16 protein-coding genes are annotated in these 14,487 nt (G+C 73.1%); 10 read left to right on the top strand and 6 right to left on the bottom strand.

Annotation, left to right across the window (positions count from 1 at the left end; all coding sequences use genetic code 11):
• Positions 1-159 precede the first annotated feature (159 nt).
• The 4 genes from pgi to ASF75_RS07125 all read right to left on the bottom strand — a co-directional run bounded on the left by pgi (position 160) and on the right by ASF75_RS07125 (position 4,889).
• Complete coding sequence (gene pgi / locus ASF75_RS07140) at positions 160-1,881, bottom strand: glucose-6-phosphate isomerase (RefSeq protein ID WP_056070071.1); 1,722 nt, start codon at positions 1,879-1,881, stop codon at positions 160-162.
• A gap of 237 nt (positions 1,882-2,118) precedes the next feature.
• Positions 2,119-4,350 carry a heavy metal translocating P-type ATPase gene (locus ASF75_RS07135; protein ID WP_056070067.1) on the bottom strand — a complete coding sequence of 744 codons (2,232 nt, stop codon included), beginning with the start codon at positions 4,348-4,350 and terminating at the stop codon, positions 2,119-2,121.
• Entirely contained in the window at positions 4,347-4,565 is a 219-nt protein-coding gene (locus ASF75_RS07130; protein WP_017885416.1) for a heavy-metal-associated domain-containing protein, read from the bottom strand. Before ASF75_RS07130 ends, ASF75_RS07135 begins: the two co-directional genes overlap by 4 nt.
• A gap of 33 nt (positions 4,566-4,598) precedes the next feature.
• On the bottom strand, positions 4,599-4,889 hold the full coding sequence (locus ASF75_RS07125) for a metal-sensitive transcriptional regulator (protein ID WP_027466001.1): 291 nt from the start codon (positions 4,887-4,889) through the stop codon (positions 4,599-4,601).
• An 82-nt stretch (positions 4,890-4,971) separates the two neighbouring features.
• On the opposite strand from ASF75_RS07125, the gene ASF75_RS07120 reads away from it, so the two are divergent.
• The 10 genes from ASF75_RS07120 to ASF75_RS07075 all read left to right on the top strand — a co-directional run bounded on the left by ASF75_RS07120 (position 4,972) and on the right by ASF75_RS07075 (position 10,819).
• Positions 4,972-6,198: a helix-turn-helix domain-containing protein gene (locus ASF75_RS07120; protein WP_056070064.1), complete on the top strand. Its 1,227-nt coding sequence runs from the start codon at positions 4,972-4,974 to the stop codon at positions 6,196-6,198.
• Between the two features lie 161 nt (positions 6,199-6,359).
• A complete protein-coding gene (locus ASF75_RS07115) occupies positions 6,360-6,818 on the top strand; it encodes an Asp23/Gls24 family envelope stress response protein (protein ID WP_017885413.1) in 459 nt (152 codons plus the stop codon).
• A complete protein-coding gene (locus tag ASF75_RS07110) occupies positions 6,815-7,006 on the top strand; it encodes a DUF2273 domain-containing protein (protein ID WP_017885412.1) in 192 nt (63 codons plus the stop codon). The genes ASF75_RS07115 and ASF75_RS07110 overlap by 4 nt, the downstream gene beginning before the upstream one ends.
• On the top strand, positions 7,003-7,317 hold the full coding sequence (locus ASF75_RS07105; protein ID WP_017885411.1) for a hypothetical protein: 315 nt from the start codon (positions 7,003-7,005) through the stop codon (positions 7,315-7,317). Before ASF75_RS07110 ends, ASF75_RS07105 begins: the two co-directional genes overlap by 4 nt.
• 9 nt (positions 7,318-7,326) lie before the next feature.
• Complete coding sequence (locus ASF75_RS07100) at positions 7,327-7,902, top strand: DUF6286 domain-containing protein (RefSeq protein WP_056070061.1); 576 nt, start codon at positions 7,327-7,329, stop codon at positions 7,900-7,902.
• A complete protein-coding gene (locus ASF75_RS07095; RefSeq protein WP_056070056.1) occupies positions 7,899-8,462 on the top strand; it encodes a hypothetical protein in 564 nt (187 codons plus the stop codon). Before ASF75_RS07100 ends, ASF75_RS07095 begins: the two co-directional genes overlap by 4 nt.
• Positions 8,463-8,545: 83 nt before the next feature.
• Positions 8,546-8,719, top strand: a complete 174-nt coding sequence (locus tag ASF75_RS07090; RefSeq protein ID WP_017885408.1) for a CsbD family protein — start codon at positions 8,546-8,548, stop codon at positions 8,717-8,719.
• Positions 8,720-8,797: 78 nt separating this feature from the next.
• Positions 8,798-9,730, top strand: a complete 933-nt coding sequence (locus ASF75_RS07085; protein ID WP_056070053.1) for an Asp23/Gls24 family envelope stress response protein — start codon at positions 8,798-8,800, stop codon at positions 9,728-9,730.
• Positions 9,727-10,143 carry a hypothetical protein gene (locus tag ASF75_RS07080; protein WP_017886821.1) on the top strand — a complete coding sequence of 139 codons (417 nt, stop codon included), beginning with the start codon at positions 9,727-9,729 and terminating at the stop codon, positions 10,141-10,143. Before ASF75_RS07085 ends, ASF75_RS07080 begins: the two co-directional genes overlap by 4 nt.
• Before the next feature lie 100 nt (positions 10,144-10,243).
• Entirely contained in the window at positions 10,244-10,819 is a 576-nt protein-coding gene (locus tag ASF75_RS07075) for a gamma-glutamylcyclotransferase family protein (protein WP_235517570.1), read from the top strand.
• Here ASF75_RS07075 and ASF75_RS07070 read toward each other — a convergent pair.
• Positions 10,795-11,784, bottom strand: a complete 990-nt coding sequence (locus ASF75_RS07070) for an NAD-dependent epimerase/dehydratase family protein (RefSeq protein WP_056070050.1) — start codon at positions 11,782-11,784, stop codon at positions 10,795-10,797. The genes ASF75_RS07075 and ASF75_RS07070 overlap by 25 nt on opposite strands.
• The gene (locus ASF75_RS07065; protein ID WP_056070047.1) at positions 11,781-14,486 is read right to left on the bottom strand and encodes an alpha/beta fold hydrolase; all 2,706 of its coding nucleotides are present in this window, start codon (positions 14,484-14,486) and stop codon (positions 11,781-11,783) included. Before ASF75_RS07065 ends, ASF75_RS07070 begins: the two co-directional genes overlap by 4 nt.
• Between the last annotated feature and the right edge of the window lies 1 nt (position 14,487).

The following is a 14,487-nucleotide window of genomic DNA, read 5'->3' as shown; positions in this document are numbered from 1 at the left end:
GCACTGAGCGACACCGCACGGGACGGCGCGCGCATGAGGTGTCGCTGAGCGCGAAACCGGCCCGGCGACCGGCCCGCGGCCGCAGCGCACGCACACGACGGACGGGAGGCCCGTGGCGGATCCGCCACGGGCCTCCCGTCCGTCAGGTGGGGGCGTGCGCTACTTCCGCAGCTCCAGGTACTTCGCGATGAGCGCCTTGGTCGACGGGTCCTGCGCGTCGAGCGCGGCCTGGTCGCCCTCGACGGCCGGCGTGACCTGCAGCGCCAGCTGCTTGCCGAGCTCCACACCCCACTGGTCGAACGAGTCGATGCCCCAGATCGTGCCCTCGGTGAACACGATGTGCTCGTACAGGGCGATGAGCTGGCCGAGCACGCTCGGGGTGAGCTCCGGCGCGATGATCGACGTGGTCGGCTTGTTGCCGGGGAACGTGCGGGCCGCGACGATTCCTTCGTCGGTGGTGCCCTCGGCGCGGACCTCGTCGGCGCTCTTGCCGAACGCCAGCGCCTTGGTCTGCGCGAAGAAGTTCGCCAGGAACAGCGTGTGCACGTCGGTGCCGGGCGCGACGCCCTTGCCGTCGCCGGTCTCGTCCTGCAGCGGACGGGCCGGGTTGGCGACCGTGATGAAGTCGGCCGGGATCAGGCGGGTGCCCTGGTGGATGAGCTGGTAGAACGCGTGCTGGCCGTTCGTGCCGGGCTCGCCCCAGAAGACCTCGCCGGTCTCGGTGGTGACGGGCGAGCCGTCCCAGCGGACGCGCTTGCCGTTCGACTCCATCGTGAGCTGCTGCAGGTACGCGGCGAAGCGGTGCAGGTACTGCGTGTACGGCAGGACCGCGTGGCTCTGCGCACCGAGGAAGTTCGTGTACCAGACGTTGAGCAGGCCCATCAGGACGGGGACGTTCTGCTCGAGCGGCGTGGTGCGGACGTGCTCGTCGATGGCGTGGAAGCCGGCGAGGAACTGCTCCCAGTTCTCCTTGCCGATCGCGATGACGACGCTCGTGCCGATGGCTGAGTCGACCGAGTAGCGGCCGCCCACCCAGTCCCAGAAGCCGAAGGCGTTCTCGGGGTCGATGCCGAACGCCTCGACCTTGTCGAGCGCGGTGGAGACGGCGACGAAGTGCTTGGCGACGGCGTTCTTCTTCTCGTCGTCGGCGGCGTCGGTCAGGCCGAGCTCCTGCCACAGCCACTGGCGGGCGAGGCGCGCGTTCGTCAGGGTCTCGAGCGTGCCGAAGGTCTTCGACGCGACGATGAAGAGCGTGGTCTCGGGGTCCAGGTCCGCGGTCTTCTCGTAGATGTCCGCCGGGTCGATGTTCGACACGAAGCGGGCCTCGAGGCCGGGCTGGACGTAGGGCTTGAGCGCCTCGTAGACCATGACCGGGCCGAGGTCGGAGCCACCGATGCCGATGTTGACGACGGTCTCGATGCGCTTGCCGGTGACACCGGTCCAGGCGCCGCTGCGGACCTGCTCGGCGAAGCCGTAGACCTTGTCGAGCGTGGCGTGCACGTCGGCGTCGACGTCCTGGCCGTCGACGCTCAGCGGCGCGGCCGGCACGAGGCCCTCGGTCGACTTCGGACGACGGAGGGCGGTGTGCAGCACGGCGCGGTCCTCGGTGACGTTGATGTGCTCACCGGCGAGCATCGCCTGGAAGCGCTCGGCGACGCCGGTGTCCTTGGCGACCTGCAGCAGCGCGGCGAGGATCTCGTCGGTCACCAGGCCCTTGGACAGGTCGACGGTCAGGTCGGCAGCTTGGAAGGTGTACTGCTCGGCACGACCGGGGTCGCTGTCGAACCACCCTCGCAGGTCCGGGGTGAAGCCGGCAGCGATGCTGTCGAGCTTCTTCCAGCCTTCGGTCGATGTGGGGTCGACGGGAGCGGATTCGGTCACTTCGGTCCTCCTGGGGATCACGTTCGAGACGTACAGCCCGCGGGTCACGCAGCGCTGCGTCGCGGACCGTCTTCGAGCGTAGTGCGCTCCGGCAGGTGGTGCGCACAGTCGGACGGGAGGCGCGGCTCGCGTTCGCTGCGCGCGTCACGCCTCCCGGCCGGTCGCGTTCATCGCCGCGGTCGGCTTGCCGGGTTCAGGGCTGCGGTCGGCCTGCCCGGTTCACGACTGTGGCCGGGTTCACGACTGCGGTGCGAAGCGGCGCAGGCGCAGGCTGTTCGTCACGACGAAGACCGACGAGAACGCCATCGCCGCACCCGCCAGCACCGGGTTCAGCAGCCCCGCCATCGCGAGCGGGATCGCCGCCACGTTGTACGCGAACGCCCAGAACAGGTTGCCCTTGATGACGCCGAGCGTCGCGCGGGACAGCCGGACGGCGTCGGCCACCACGGTGAGCCGACCGCTCACGACCGTGATGTCGCTCGCCGCGATGGCCGCGTCGGTGCCGGCGCCCATCGCGATGCCGAGGTCTGCGGCTGCCAGCGCGGCGGCGTCGTTCACGCCGTCGCCGACCATCGCGACGCTCCGGCCCTCGGACTGCAGCCGGCGGACGGTCTCGAGCTTCGACGCCGGGGTCGCGCGGGCGTGCACCTCGTCGATGCCGACCCGGGCGGCGACGGCACGTGCTGCGCCGTCGTTGTCGCCGGTGAGCAGGACCGGGCGCAGGCCGAGCGCGCGGAAGCGGGTGATCGCGTCGGCGGCCTCGGGCTTCACGGTGTCGCCGACGACGACCACGCCCAGGGCGCTGCCGTTCCGGGCGACGACGACCGCGGTGGCCCCGTCGGCCTCGGCGCCGTCCACGGCGTCGGCGAGCACCGGCGGCAGGGTGATCGACCATGCGTCGGCGAGCCAGCGGGTCGTGCCGACCAGGACGACGTCACCGTCCACGACGGCCTGCACCCCGGCACCGGCGGCGGCGGTGAACTGCTCGGCCGCGGGCAGGTCGGTGGCCCGGGCGCGGGCCGCGGTGGTCACGGCGCGGGCGACGGGGTGCTCCGAGCCGTCCTCGACCGCGGCGGCGAGCCGGAGCACGGCGTCCTCGGTCTCGTCGACGACGGTCACGGACCGCAGGGTCATCGACCCGGTGGTGACGGTGCCGGTCTTGTCGAGCACGACGGTGTCGACGCCGCGCGTGCGCTCGAGCACCTGCGGGCCGCCGATCAGGATCCCGAGCTGCGAGCCCCGACCGGTGCCGACCAGCAGCGCGGTGGGCGTGGCGAGCCCGAGGGCGCACGGGCACGCGATGATCAGGGTGGCGACGGCGGCGGTGAAGGCCGCCGTGACCGAGCCGCCGAGCACGAGCCAGCCGACGAAGGCCAACACGGCGAGCGCGATGACGATCGGCACGAAGACGCCCGACACGCGGTCGGCCAGGCGCTGCACCTCGGCCTTGCCGGTCTGGGCGTCCTCGACCAGGCGCCCCATGCGGGCGAGCTCGGTGTCGGCACCGATGCGGGTGACGGCGACGACGAGTCGGCCGCCGACGTTGATCGTGGCGCCGGTGACCCGGTCGCCCGGTCCGACCTCGACCGGCACGGACTCGCCGGTGAGCATGCTGCGGTCGACGGCCGAGGAGCCGTCCTGCACCAGGCCGTCGCTCGGGATCCGCTCGCCGGGTCGCACGACGACGACGTCGCCGACGACGAGGGACGAGGTCGGCACGCGGTGTTCGGCACCGTCGCGCAGGACCGCGGCGTCCTTCGCACCGAGTTCGAGCAGCGCCCGGAGTGCGGCACCGGACTGCGTCTTCGCACGGGCCTCCATGTACCGGCCGGCGAGGATGAACACCGTCACGGCGGTCGCGACCTCGAGGTACAGGTCGGCGGCCTCGGGGTCGGTGGCGAACCACGAGAACGTCATGTGCATGCCGGTCGTGCCGGCGTCCCCGAGGAACAGGGCGTACAGCGACCACCCGAACGCGGCGAGGACCCCGACGCTCACCAGGGTGTCCATGGTGGCGGCACCGTGGCGTGCGTTCACCCACGCGGCACGGTGGAACGGGAGCGCTCCCCAGACCGCGACGGGTGCCGCGAGCGTCAGGGCGAGCCACTGCCAGTTCGGGAACTGCAGGGCCGGCACCATCGAGAGCACCACGACGGGCACCGCGAGCACGGCGGACACGACCAGGCGTCGTCGCAGCGGTTCCGCCCGGTCCTGGTCGGCCGTGGGCTCGGCGTCGGCGGCAGCGGGCGGTGCCGGCACCGTGGCGCCGTAACCGGCGGACTCCACCGCGGCGATCAGCGACTGGGGGTCGGCGGTGCCGTCGGCCGCGATCTGCACCTGCGCCTTCTCGGTGGCGTAGTTCACGGTGGCGGTGACGCCGGGCAGCTTGCCGAGCTTTCGCTCGATGCGGTTCGCGCACGAGGCGCAGGTCATCCCGGTGATGTCGAGTTCGACGGTGCGGTCCGTCACGAGCGCGCGACCTCGTAGCCTGCCTCGGCCACCGCGGCGTGCAGGGCGTCCGCATCGACCGGCGCCGCGGAGCTGACGGTGACCTCGGACGAGCCGCCGGGGACGAGTCGGACGTCGACGCCCGTCACCCCGTCCACCTCGGAGAGTTCCTCGGTGACGCTCATCACGCAGTGTTCGCAGGTCATGCCCTCGACGAGCAGCGTCTCGGTGGTCATGGTGTCTCCTTCTGGTTGATCGATCGTCAGGGGTCAGGAGCGGACGAGCCGGGCGATCGCCTGGCTGGCCTCGCGCACCTTCTCGTCGGCGGCGTCCCCGCCCTCGGCGACGGCCTCGGCGACGCAGTGCGCCAGGTGGTCTTCGAGCAACGACAGCGCGACGCGTTCGAGCGCCCGGTTCGCCGCGGATATCTGGGTCAGGACGTCGATGCAGTACGTCTCGTCCTCGACCATCCGCGCGATCCCGCGCACCTGCCCCTCGGCGCGACGGAGTCGCTTGAGCAGGTCGTCCTTGTCGCCGATGTACCCGACGTGTTCGTGCATGTCCGCCTCCACCGTTCTCAATACGGTACCCCCCTAGGGTATTCCTTTCCTTGTCTGGTGCAACTGATGGCATGATCGGCGCATGGACACCTCGACGACGAACGGATTCCGCCGGCTGCGGTTCTCCGACGGTGAGGGTTCCGACTACTCCGAGATCTTCGCCGCGGAGTACGGCGGCTCGGACTTCGCCTCGGAGACCTTCGCCACCGACGACACCCGGTACGAGTACACGGTCGTCGGCGACGACGACCTGTCACTCCGCACCATGCGTGCCGAGGGCGGGCGACGCGGCGGGGTCATCGGTGTGCGGGACGACCACGTGGTGTTCTGGCTGACCAAGGGCCGGCTCGAGATGCACTTCGCCGACCGCACCCGCGTCGTCGAGCCGGGCAGCCCGTACATCGCCTCGGCGTCCGAGGCGTACCGGTTCGAGTCCGACGGAACCGTCTACAACGGCGTGCACGTGTCCGACCGCTTCCTGCGGAGCGTCGGCCGCGACCTCGGCTACCGGCTGCCGGACGGTCCGCTGCTGTTCGACCAGCAGGACGAGGTCATCGCCCGGCGTGAACCGCTCCGGCACCTCATCCGCGAACTCGGCCCGGCACTGGTCGACGACCGCGTGCTCGGCCCGATGCGGACCGCCCTGAACCGTCGGCTGGCCGTCGTCATCCTCGACACGTTCCCCATCCGCAACCGCGGCGACGACGTCCCCGTGGCGAACCGGCTGCGTGACGCCGTCCGGTTCATCGAGCTGCACGCCGCCGAACGCCCCTCGATCCCCACCATCGCCGCCGCCTGCGGGCTCAGCCAGCGTGGGCTGCAGGACGTCTTCGCCCGGACGCTCGACACCACTCCGCACCGGTTCCTCCGCGACCACCGCCTGGACCGGGTGCGGGAAGAGCTCCTGCGCGCGGACCGCGGCGGCGCGACTGCAGCGGACTGCCCGCTCGTGTCGTCGGGGATCGCCGTGATCGCCCGGCGGTGGGGCTTCACGAACCCCGGCCGGTTCGCCGAGACCTACCGCGAACGGTTCGGCGAGGACCCGGCCACCACGAAGCGCGCGGCACTCGCGGCGCAGCCGGAGGCCGGCAGGGCGTCGTGGCGTGTCCGTCGTGCGGTGTCCTACATCGAACAGCACCTCGACGACCCGCTCACGCTCGACGACATCGCAGCCGCCGCAGGGGTGCTCCCCCGTCGGTTGCAGCAGCTCTTCCGCGAGGAGCGCGGCGAGTCCCCGATGGCCTGTGTCCGCGCCATGCGGGCCGCTGCCGAACGCAACGACGCGGCCGGAATCGGCGAAACGGCCTGACGGAACGCCCCGGGGGTACACGCAGATCCCCGGATTTCCGGGGATCCCTGGATTTTTCCCGAATCCGAGAAGTCGTGTGTGACGAATCTCTTCCACAGCCCGTCTCATCCGTGAACAGCAACCGCTGGGAACGCCCGGCGGGTCAACGGAAGGAATGAACCATGGCTGACACCACCACCCCCACCCCGGCCACCACGGCGACCCGTGCCACCTCGCACGCCGGCACCAGCGGCGTCACCGGCAAGACCGTCATCGACGACACCGTCGTGTCGAAGGTCGCCGGCATCGCCGCCCGCGAGGTCAACGGCGTGCACTCCCTCGGCAACGGCGCAGCCCGTGCCATCGGCGCCATCCGCGACGCGATCGGCCAGCGCGACTTCGGTCAGGGCGTCAAGGTCGAGGTCGGCGAGAAGCAGGTCGCCGCGGACATCGTGATCGTCGCCGAGTACCCGGTGTCGCTCCAGCAGGTCGCCGACGGTGTCCGCACCGGTGTGGCCCGTGCCCTCGAGCAGATCGTCGGCATGGAGGTCGCCGAGGTCAACGTGACCGTCCAGGACGTCTACATCCCGGGTGACGACGACGACAACGACGACGAGAAGAAGGAAGCGCGAGTCGCATGAGCAACACGCTGATCGGCGCCCTCATCGGCGCAGTCCTCGCCGTCGTGGCACTGCAGTTCGGGTTCTGGGGCTTCGTGCTCGTGATCGTGTTCGGTGCGATCGGGGCCCTCGTGGCCGCCCTCGCCACCGGTCGCATCGACCGCGGCGCCCTGACCGACGTGCTGACCGGACGCCGGAGCTCCCGGTGAACGCCGGCCCGGACGTCCCGGGCCGCGTCGAGATCACCGCACGCGCGCTCACCTCGCTGGCGCGGGCCGTCGCAGCCGAAGGGCTCGGCGCCCCCGCCAAGCGGGTGCGCGTCGGCCTCGGCGACGCGTCGGGAGCACTGTCCCTCGACATCACCGGGCCGATCGCCGCGAGCGACGACATCGTCTCCGGGTCGATCCGGATCGCTGACCAGGTCAAGGGCCGCGTGAGCGACCTGACCGGGCGCCGCGTCGGCAGTGCCCACATCGAACTCACCGGGATCGTGCGCGAGCACGAGTCCCGTGCCCGCTAGGAGGCCATCATGAGCAACGGTTCCGTCGAACGACGCATCCGTCGTCGGAGCGTGCACCGCTCCCGCTCCACAGCAGTGGCGGTGGCCCTCGTGGTGCTCGCCCTGGTGGCCGCCTGGATCGGCACCGAGTCGGTGCTCAGTGCCATCGGACGCCCACCGCTCGTCGCCGACCCCCAGACCGTGGTCGACACGGCGCTCCGCCCGGACGCCGCGTTCGTCACCATCGTCGAGGTCATCGCTGGCGTGCTCGTCGTCCTCGGCGTCGTGCTGGTCGTCCTGGCCCTCAAGCCCGGTCGCCAGCACCGATCGGTCGTCGAGCACGAGCGTGGTGCGGTCGTCATCGACTCCCGCATCGTCGCCTCCACCGCGGCGAACGCCGCCGGCATGGCGGCCGGCGTCCCCGAGGGGAACGCCTCCGCCACCGCCCGCGGCCGTTCCACCGAGGTCCGCATCGTCCCCGTCACCGGTGTGCCGGTCGACGAGGCGACCGTCCGCGCCGCCGTCGTGGAGCGCCTGAGCGGCCTCGACGAGCGTTTCGGCCGACGCGTCCGCGTCCGGGTCGAGGAGAAGGGAACCCTCGCATGACCAAGAGCAACCGGACCCTCAACCGGATCATCCTGTTCGTCCTCGGCCTGGTCGCCGTCGTCGTCGGGATCGCGATGGGCGCGGGTGTCCTGCCCGCCGTCCAGGATGCGCTCAAGCCGTACGTCGACCTCCCCCGCAGCCTCGACGTGCCCGCGTCCGCGCTGTGGATCGTCGCCGGGGCCGCGGCCCTCGTGGTCGTCCTGTCACTCGTGTGGGCGTCCACCCGCGGTGGTGGCGGCACGTCCGTCGCCGTCCGGGAACGCTCGGGCGACGACGCGGTCACCATCAACGTCGCACTCGTCCGGGACGTCGTCGAACACGAACTCGCGGGTGTCCGCGACGTGGTCGGCTCCCGCGTCGACACCTACCTCGTCCGCCGGCAGCGCGCCGCACGGATCCGTGTCGCGGTCCGCCGCGGCGGGGACGCCGTCACCGTGCTCGACGCCGTCGACCGAGCCGTCGCGGTCCTCGACCGCACCCTCGGCCGTCCGGTCCCGGTGCTCGTGCACCTGACCGGCGGTACCCGCTCCGCGCTCGCGAAGTCGACCCGCGTCCACTGACACCCGTCAGCCGGACGCACCCCCGGGCCTCCCGGCCCACCTCCACACCACCGGGCACACGCCCACCCACGAAAGGACCCGTCATGGGACTCGACGACAAGATCAAGAACGCCGCTCAGGACCTCGCCGGCAAGGCGAAGGAAGCCGTCGGCAACCTGACCAACGACGACGCCAAGGTCGCCGAAGGCAAGAAGGACCAGACCGCTGCGAGCGCGAAGCAGACCGGCGAGGACGTCAAGGACGTCTTCAAGAAGTAGGTCGCACGACCGCGTCGGGGCACCCGTCGAACGGGTGCCCCGACGCGTCCCCGCGCTGATCCCGAACGAGGAGGAACCATGCAGCACGACCCCCATGCGAACACGCAGGTCACCGAGGTGGCCCTGCCCGCAGCACTGACGGAGCCGCTGCCCGACGACGCGCGCACCGCGACGATCGTCGCGCGCACCGCGGCGGAGACCGCGCTCGGCGTGCCCGGCGTGCACCACCTCGGCGGGATCGCCGCCCGTGCCGCCGACCAGCTGCGGAAGCAGCTCGGCCGCTCGGCCGGCACCGCCGGCGTGCAGGTCGACGAACAGGACGGCGAGCTCAGCGTCCAGGTCGCCGTCGTCGTCAGCTACCCGCACCCGGTGCTCGACGTCGCCGCCGAGGTCCGGCAGCAGGTGAGCGCAGCAACGCGCCAGCTGTCCGACCTGGACACCACGGTCGACGTGCGCGTCCTCGACGTGCACGGCCCGTTCGACGACGAGCAGTCCCCGCTGGGTCGCGCCGCCGAGCAGACGACCGACGCCCTCAAGCAGGCGGCCGAGTCGACCGGGGACGCCGTCAAGCGGGCCGCCGAGACGACCGCGGACGCCACGAAGCGCGCTGCCACGGCCACGGCGGACGCGACGAAGCAGGCTGCCGACGCCACCGCTGACGCCACCAAGCAGGCAGCGTCCGCCACCGCCGACGCCACCAAGCGCGCTGCCGACGCCACCGCCGACACGACGAAGCGTGCCGTCGACGCCGCTGCCGAGACCGGCGAGCGTGTTCGCGACTCCGCCTCGGAGTCCCTCGCCCGCGCATCGGAGCAGGCCGCCGACGCGGCATCGTCCGCGAAGGACGCCGCCGAACAGGCCCGCGACGTCGTCGTCGAGACAGCCGGCACGACCCGCGACCGGGCCGCCGACGCCGCCGGTGCCGCGGCCGAAGCGGCTGACGACGCCGCTGACGCCGCTGACTCGGCCGCCGACGCCGCAGCGGCACCGCGGCACCGGGACCAGCCGTGACCACCGCCTGGTCCGGAGGGCGCCGGTCCCGCGACCGGCGCCCCCGACCCCGCGGCGTCTGGATCGCCGGCGGCATCGGGGTCTTCCTCGTGCTCGCCATCGCGGTCGGCGGCTTCCTGCCGCTGGTCGGGTTCCTCGGCGGGGTCACCGCGACCACCGCCGGCCTCGTGCCGTTCCCGTTCGTCCGTGTCACCCTGATCGCACTGCTCGGTGCGGTCGTGGTGCTCGCCCTGCTCCTGCTCGCCCTGACCCGCCGGCACACCGCCACCGCGACGACCGCCGTCGTGCTCGCCGTCCTGGTGAGCGTGGCCGTCACCCTGGTCCCCGTCGTCCTGGTCGCCGTCGGGTCCGCCGACCGCGCCGGCGACGTCTGGCCGATCGTCACGGACCTCTGGAACCGCTTCACCGGCTGACGTCGTGCACGCGGTCCCGGCCTGGAGGCCCGCCCCACCCGACCACGTCGGCCCACCCGGGTGGTCCGCCGGTCCACCGCCCGTCCGCTAGCCTCGCGACGTGAAGCGTCTCTCCCCCGGCCAGCGCTGGGTCATCGGTCTCGGCGCGTTCGCGCTCGTCTGTCTCGTCGTCGGGATCATCGCGTTCGCGGTCGGCTTCCCCTGGGGCGGCGTCGTCGGCATCATCGGGCTGCTGCACCTCGGCCTGACCGGCCTGGCCGGTGCACTCGTCTGGACCTCGACCCCGGCGATCGCGCCGCGTCCCGTCAAGCGTCCGACGCCGCGCCCCGGAGCGACGCACCGGGTCTTCTCGTACGGCACCCTCCAGCAGCCCCTGGTGCAGGAGTCCCTGTTCGGCGACCACGTCCCGACGACCGCGGACTCCCTGCCCGGCTGGCGACTCGACTGGGTGACGATCACCGACCCGGACGTCATCCGGACGAGCGGCTCCGACCGGCACCCGATCCTGCGCCGCGGCGCCGCGGGCGACGTCGTCGAGGGCGTGGCCCTGACGCTCGGGTACGAGTGGCAGCTCCGCGCGGTCGACGACTACGAGGTCGCCGACTACCAGCGCATCCAGGTCACGCTGGCCTCGGGCTGGACGGCCTGGGTCTACGTGGCGGCCGACGAAGCCTGAGCCGCAACGCGCAGCCGTCCGAGCCCCTCGTCGATCGACACCGACGGGGTCCACCGCAGGTCCTGCCGGGTCCGTCGCTGGTCGAACCAGTGCGCGGTCGAGAGCTGTTCGGCCAGGAACCGGGTCATCGGCGGCTCGTCCTCACCCGGTCGGACACGCCAGACGGCCTCGACCACCGATCCCGCGATCCGGGCGACCGCCGCCGGCACGTGCCACTGCGGCGGTCGGACGCCCGATGCCGTGCAGATGCCGGCGAGCAGGTCGGCGACCGGGCGGGGCTCACCGTTCGTGACGACGTACGCGTTGCCGTGGACGCCGTCGTCCGTGGCGTGCTCGAGCGCCGCGACCATGGCCGTCGCGGCGTTGTCGACGTAGAGCGTGTCGATGAGCGCGGCGCCGGAGTCGAGCAGTGGGAGTCGTCCGGCCCGGGCCCGCTCGACGATCCGTCCGACGAGCTGCGTGTCACCCGGCCCCCACACCAGGTGCGGCCGGACCGCCACGACGGCGAAGTCCGGGGCGTCGGCGTCGAGTGCCAGCAGCTCCGCCGCGGCCTTGGTGCGGGCGTAGTCGCCACGGGCACGGGACGGTTCGGCAGGTCCGGCGTCGGCCCCGACGAGCGACGACCCGGTGTGCGCGACCGACGGCGACGACACGAAGACGAAGCGCGCGACCCCGGCGGCACGGGCGGCTCGCAGCAGCGATCGCGTCCCGTCGACGTTGACCCGGGCGAAGTCGGCGGGGTCACCGGCGAGCGACACCTTGGCGGCCAGGTGCACGACGGCGTCGACCCCGTCGACCGCGCGGGGGAGCGCAGCGTCGTCGGTCATCGTGCCGGCGACGTCCTGCACGCCGGCGACGCCCGAGGGACGGCGCTGGAAGGTGCGGACCTCGTGCCCGGCGTCCCGCACGGCCGCGGCTGTGGCCTGCCCGAGGAACCCGCTTGCCCCGGTGACCAGGACCTTCACGGCCGGACCATCCGTCCGCCGGACAGCACCGAGCCGGCCCAGCGCGACAGCCGGGTGCGATCGACCTTGGAGTTGTGCCGGATGTCGGTCGGCAGCACGGGCACGACGAGCACCGCGGCGAGCCGGACCCCGGCGGCAGCGCGGACCGCGGCGGCGAGCTGCGGCGACGCCAGACCCGGCCGGCGCCCGGCGGGTTCGGTCTCGACGACGGCCACAACCTGCTGCGTGCCGATCGGACCGATGCCCGCCACCCCGGCACGTCCGACACCGTCGACGCCCTCGATCCGCTGCTCCGGCCCGACCGGTGTGACGACCCCGTCGGGCGTGGTGAGCACGTGCTGCAGCCGGCCTTCGACCCAGACCCGTCCCGCGGAGTCGAGGTGTCCGACGTCCCCGGTGCGGTGCCCGCGCGGGTCGTCGACGCCGAGGCGCGAGACCCGGTCGGTGCGCCAGAGCCGGTCGTAGTGGTCGCGCACGTGCGGTGCCGCGACGACGATCTCGCCGGTGACCCCGGGCGCGTCCGTCAGGGCTCCGGTCGCGCGACCGGAACCGTCGAGCGGCGCGATGCGGACGCGGACGTTCGCCGCTGGCACCCCGACGCAGATCCCCTCGTCGGAGGACCGGCCGGCGGCGCGGACCCCGTCCAGGTCGACGTCGGTCATGAGCAGCCCCTCGGTCATGCCGTAGGGGGTGTGGGCAGTGGCTTTCGGCATCAGCTCGGTCGCCGCGGTCAGCAGCGCGGCCGACACGGGAGCGCCGGCCGACAGGAACAGCCGCACGCCCCGCAGCGCCGCACGGTCGGCATCGGTGAGCTCCGACGCCGTCTCGACCACGTTGGCCAGCGCTGCCGGCGACAGGAACACCACGGTGGCATCGGCGGCGGCGACCGACGCAGCGACCGCCTTCGCCGTGAGCGTGCGCGGCGCGGTGACGTCCATGTCGGGCGCGACCGACCTGGCGCCGAGTGCCGGGCCGAGCAGCGCGAACGGTGCGAACCCGGCGACGAGTCCGGTGCCGACCCCGACGTCGTACTGGGTCGCCAGGGCGTCCCGGACGGCGCTCAGCTGCCCGTGCGTGTACACGACGCCCTTCGCCGGGCCGGTCGATCCCGAGGTGAACAGCACCGCGGCGGGCGCGTTCGGCGACGGCGCTGCCGGCAGTTCCGCCCCGTGCGCGAGACGACGCGCACCACGTCGGGCGACGTCGACAAGCGTGTGCTCGACGCGCAGCGCCCTCCGTGCCGGTGCGGGCAGCGAGACCGTCGCGATGCGTCGCCCCGGCCAGCCGAGGGCACGCGCGGCACCGAGGCCGGGCAGCGCGCCGATGATCCAGTGGGGTCGGGCACCGCGGACCGCGCGGGTCAGGCCGCCGAGGCCGAGACCGGCATCGGCGACGACGACGACCGCCCCGATCCGCACGCAGGCGTACAGGACGGCGGTCAGGTCGGCACCGGGGGTCACCAGGAGCGAGACACGGTCGCCGCTCCGGACCCCCAGGTCGTCCAGCCCGGCGGCGATCTCGTCGACCCGTCGGGCGAGCAGCCGCCACGTGATCGTGCGAGGACCGCCCGGGGCGGCCATCTCGACCAGGGCGGGTTCGTCACTCCCCCGCAGCTCGTCGAGCCGCGCCCAGAGCGGCGGCGTCGCCGCGGCGGGCCGGTCCGTGTCCACGGGTCCGGACTGGAGGCCCGGGTCGGCCTGTGCAGGACGGCCACCGTCCGGCAGGCGGTCACCGAGCCAGTCGAACACCGCGCCCGCCACGTCGGCGTCATCAGGCAGCAGGTGCCCGGCGCCCTCGAACCGGTGGACGTCGGCGTGCGGCATCCGCTCGGTCAGGTCGTCCAGGTAGCGCTCGAGGAACACCGGGTCGCGTGGACCCCAGAGCAGGAGCGCCGGCACGTCGAGCGCCGCCACACCCGCAGCGATGCGGTCGAGCTCCGGCGCACTCCGGTGCCGGGCGTCGACGGGGATGTCCGCAACGAAGCCGCCGATGCCACCGCGCCGCGCGGCACCGCGGTAGGGCGCCCGGTAGCCGTCGGCCGTGGCACGGTCGAGCTTCGGGTGCGCGATGGCCAGGGTGGTCTCGAGGAACGCGGGGGTCACGACCGTCGCGCGGCCGAGCATGCCGGGGCCGAGGGCGAGCCGCAGCGGGGCGGGGATCGGGGCGTCGTCGGGCTGGTGCACCGCGGTGTTGCACGTCATCGCGGCGGCCAGGACGTCCGGGTGGTCGACCGCCCAGCCGAGCGACACCACACCGCCCCAGTCGTGGCCGAGGGTGACGACCGGGCCGGTCAGCCCGAGTTCGTCGGTCAGGGCACCGAGGTCCGCGACGCGCTGCGGCAGCCCCCGCTCGACGCCGGTGCGCTCCGAGAAGCCCATGTCGAGCTGGTCGACGGCGACCACGCGCCAGGCCGGGCCGCCGGCCTGGGCGACCTCGAGCGAGGTGCGGAGCACCGACCGCCAGAGGTACGACCAGGTCGGGTTGCCGTGCACGCACAGGATGGTGCCGACCGGTTCCACGCCGAGCGCGGCCAGGGACCCGGCCGTGTCGAGGAGGTGCCAGGTGCGCGCGGCGCGATCCGTTCCTCCCCTGCGATCTCCGGACCACGCGGGGACCGTGACCAGACGCGACCACGCCGGGTCGAGGCCGGGCAGGGAGGGTGGCTGCGTCGCCGGAGCCGTGCTCGCGGCGACGCGGGGCAAC

It is taken from the genome of Curtobacterium sp. Leaf154 (genome assembly GCF_001424595.1).
GTDB classification, from domain to species: Bacteria; Actinomycetota; Actinomycetes; order Actinomycetales; family Microbacteriaceae; genus Curtobacterium; species Curtobacterium poinsettiae.
The sequence above is the reverse complement of the archived record's forward strand: the minus strand, read 5'-3'. Positions and strand labels throughout refer to the sequence as shown.

What these genes read in the sequence shown, in the direction of transcription:
- ASF75_RS07130 (WP_017885416.1), bottom strand. Translation starts at nt 4,565, where the DNA reads ATGACCACCGAGACGCTGCTCGTCGAGGGCATGACCTGCGAACACTGC.
- ASF75_RS07125 (WP_027466001.1), bottom strand. Translation starts at nt 4,889, where the DNA reads ATGCACGAACACGTCGGGTACATCGGCGACAAGGACGACCTGCTCAAG.
- ASF75_RS07120 (WP_056070064.1), top strand. Translation starts at nt 4,972, where the DNA reads ATGGACACCTCGACGACGAACGGATTCCGCCGGCTGCGGTTCTCCGAC.
- ASF75_RS07115 (WP_017885413.1), top strand. Translation starts at nt 6,360, where the DNA reads ATGGCTGACACCACCACCCCCACCCCGGCCACCACGGCGACCCGTGCC.
- ASF75_RS07110 (WP_017885412.1), top strand. Translation starts at nt 6,815, where the DNA reads ATGAGCAACACGCTGATCGGCGCCCTCATCGGCGCAGTCCTCGCCGTC.
- ASF75_RS07100 (WP_056070061.1), top strand. Translation starts at nt 7,327, where the DNA reads ATGAGCAACGGTTCCGTCGAACGACGCATCCGTCGTCGGAGCGTGCAC.
- ASF75_RS07095 (WP_056070056.1), top strand. Translation starts at nt 7,899, where the DNA reads ATGACCAAGAGCAACCGGACCCTCAACCGGATCATCCTGTTCGTCCTC.
- ASF75_RS07090 (WP_017885408.1), top strand. Translation starts at nt 8,546, where the DNA reads ATGGGACTCGACGACAAGATCAAGAACGCCGCTCAGGACCTCGCCGGC.
- ASF75_RS07085 (WP_056070053.1), top strand. Translation starts at nt 8,798, where the DNA reads ATGCAGCACGACCCCCATGCGAACACGCAGGTCACCGAGGTGGCCCTG.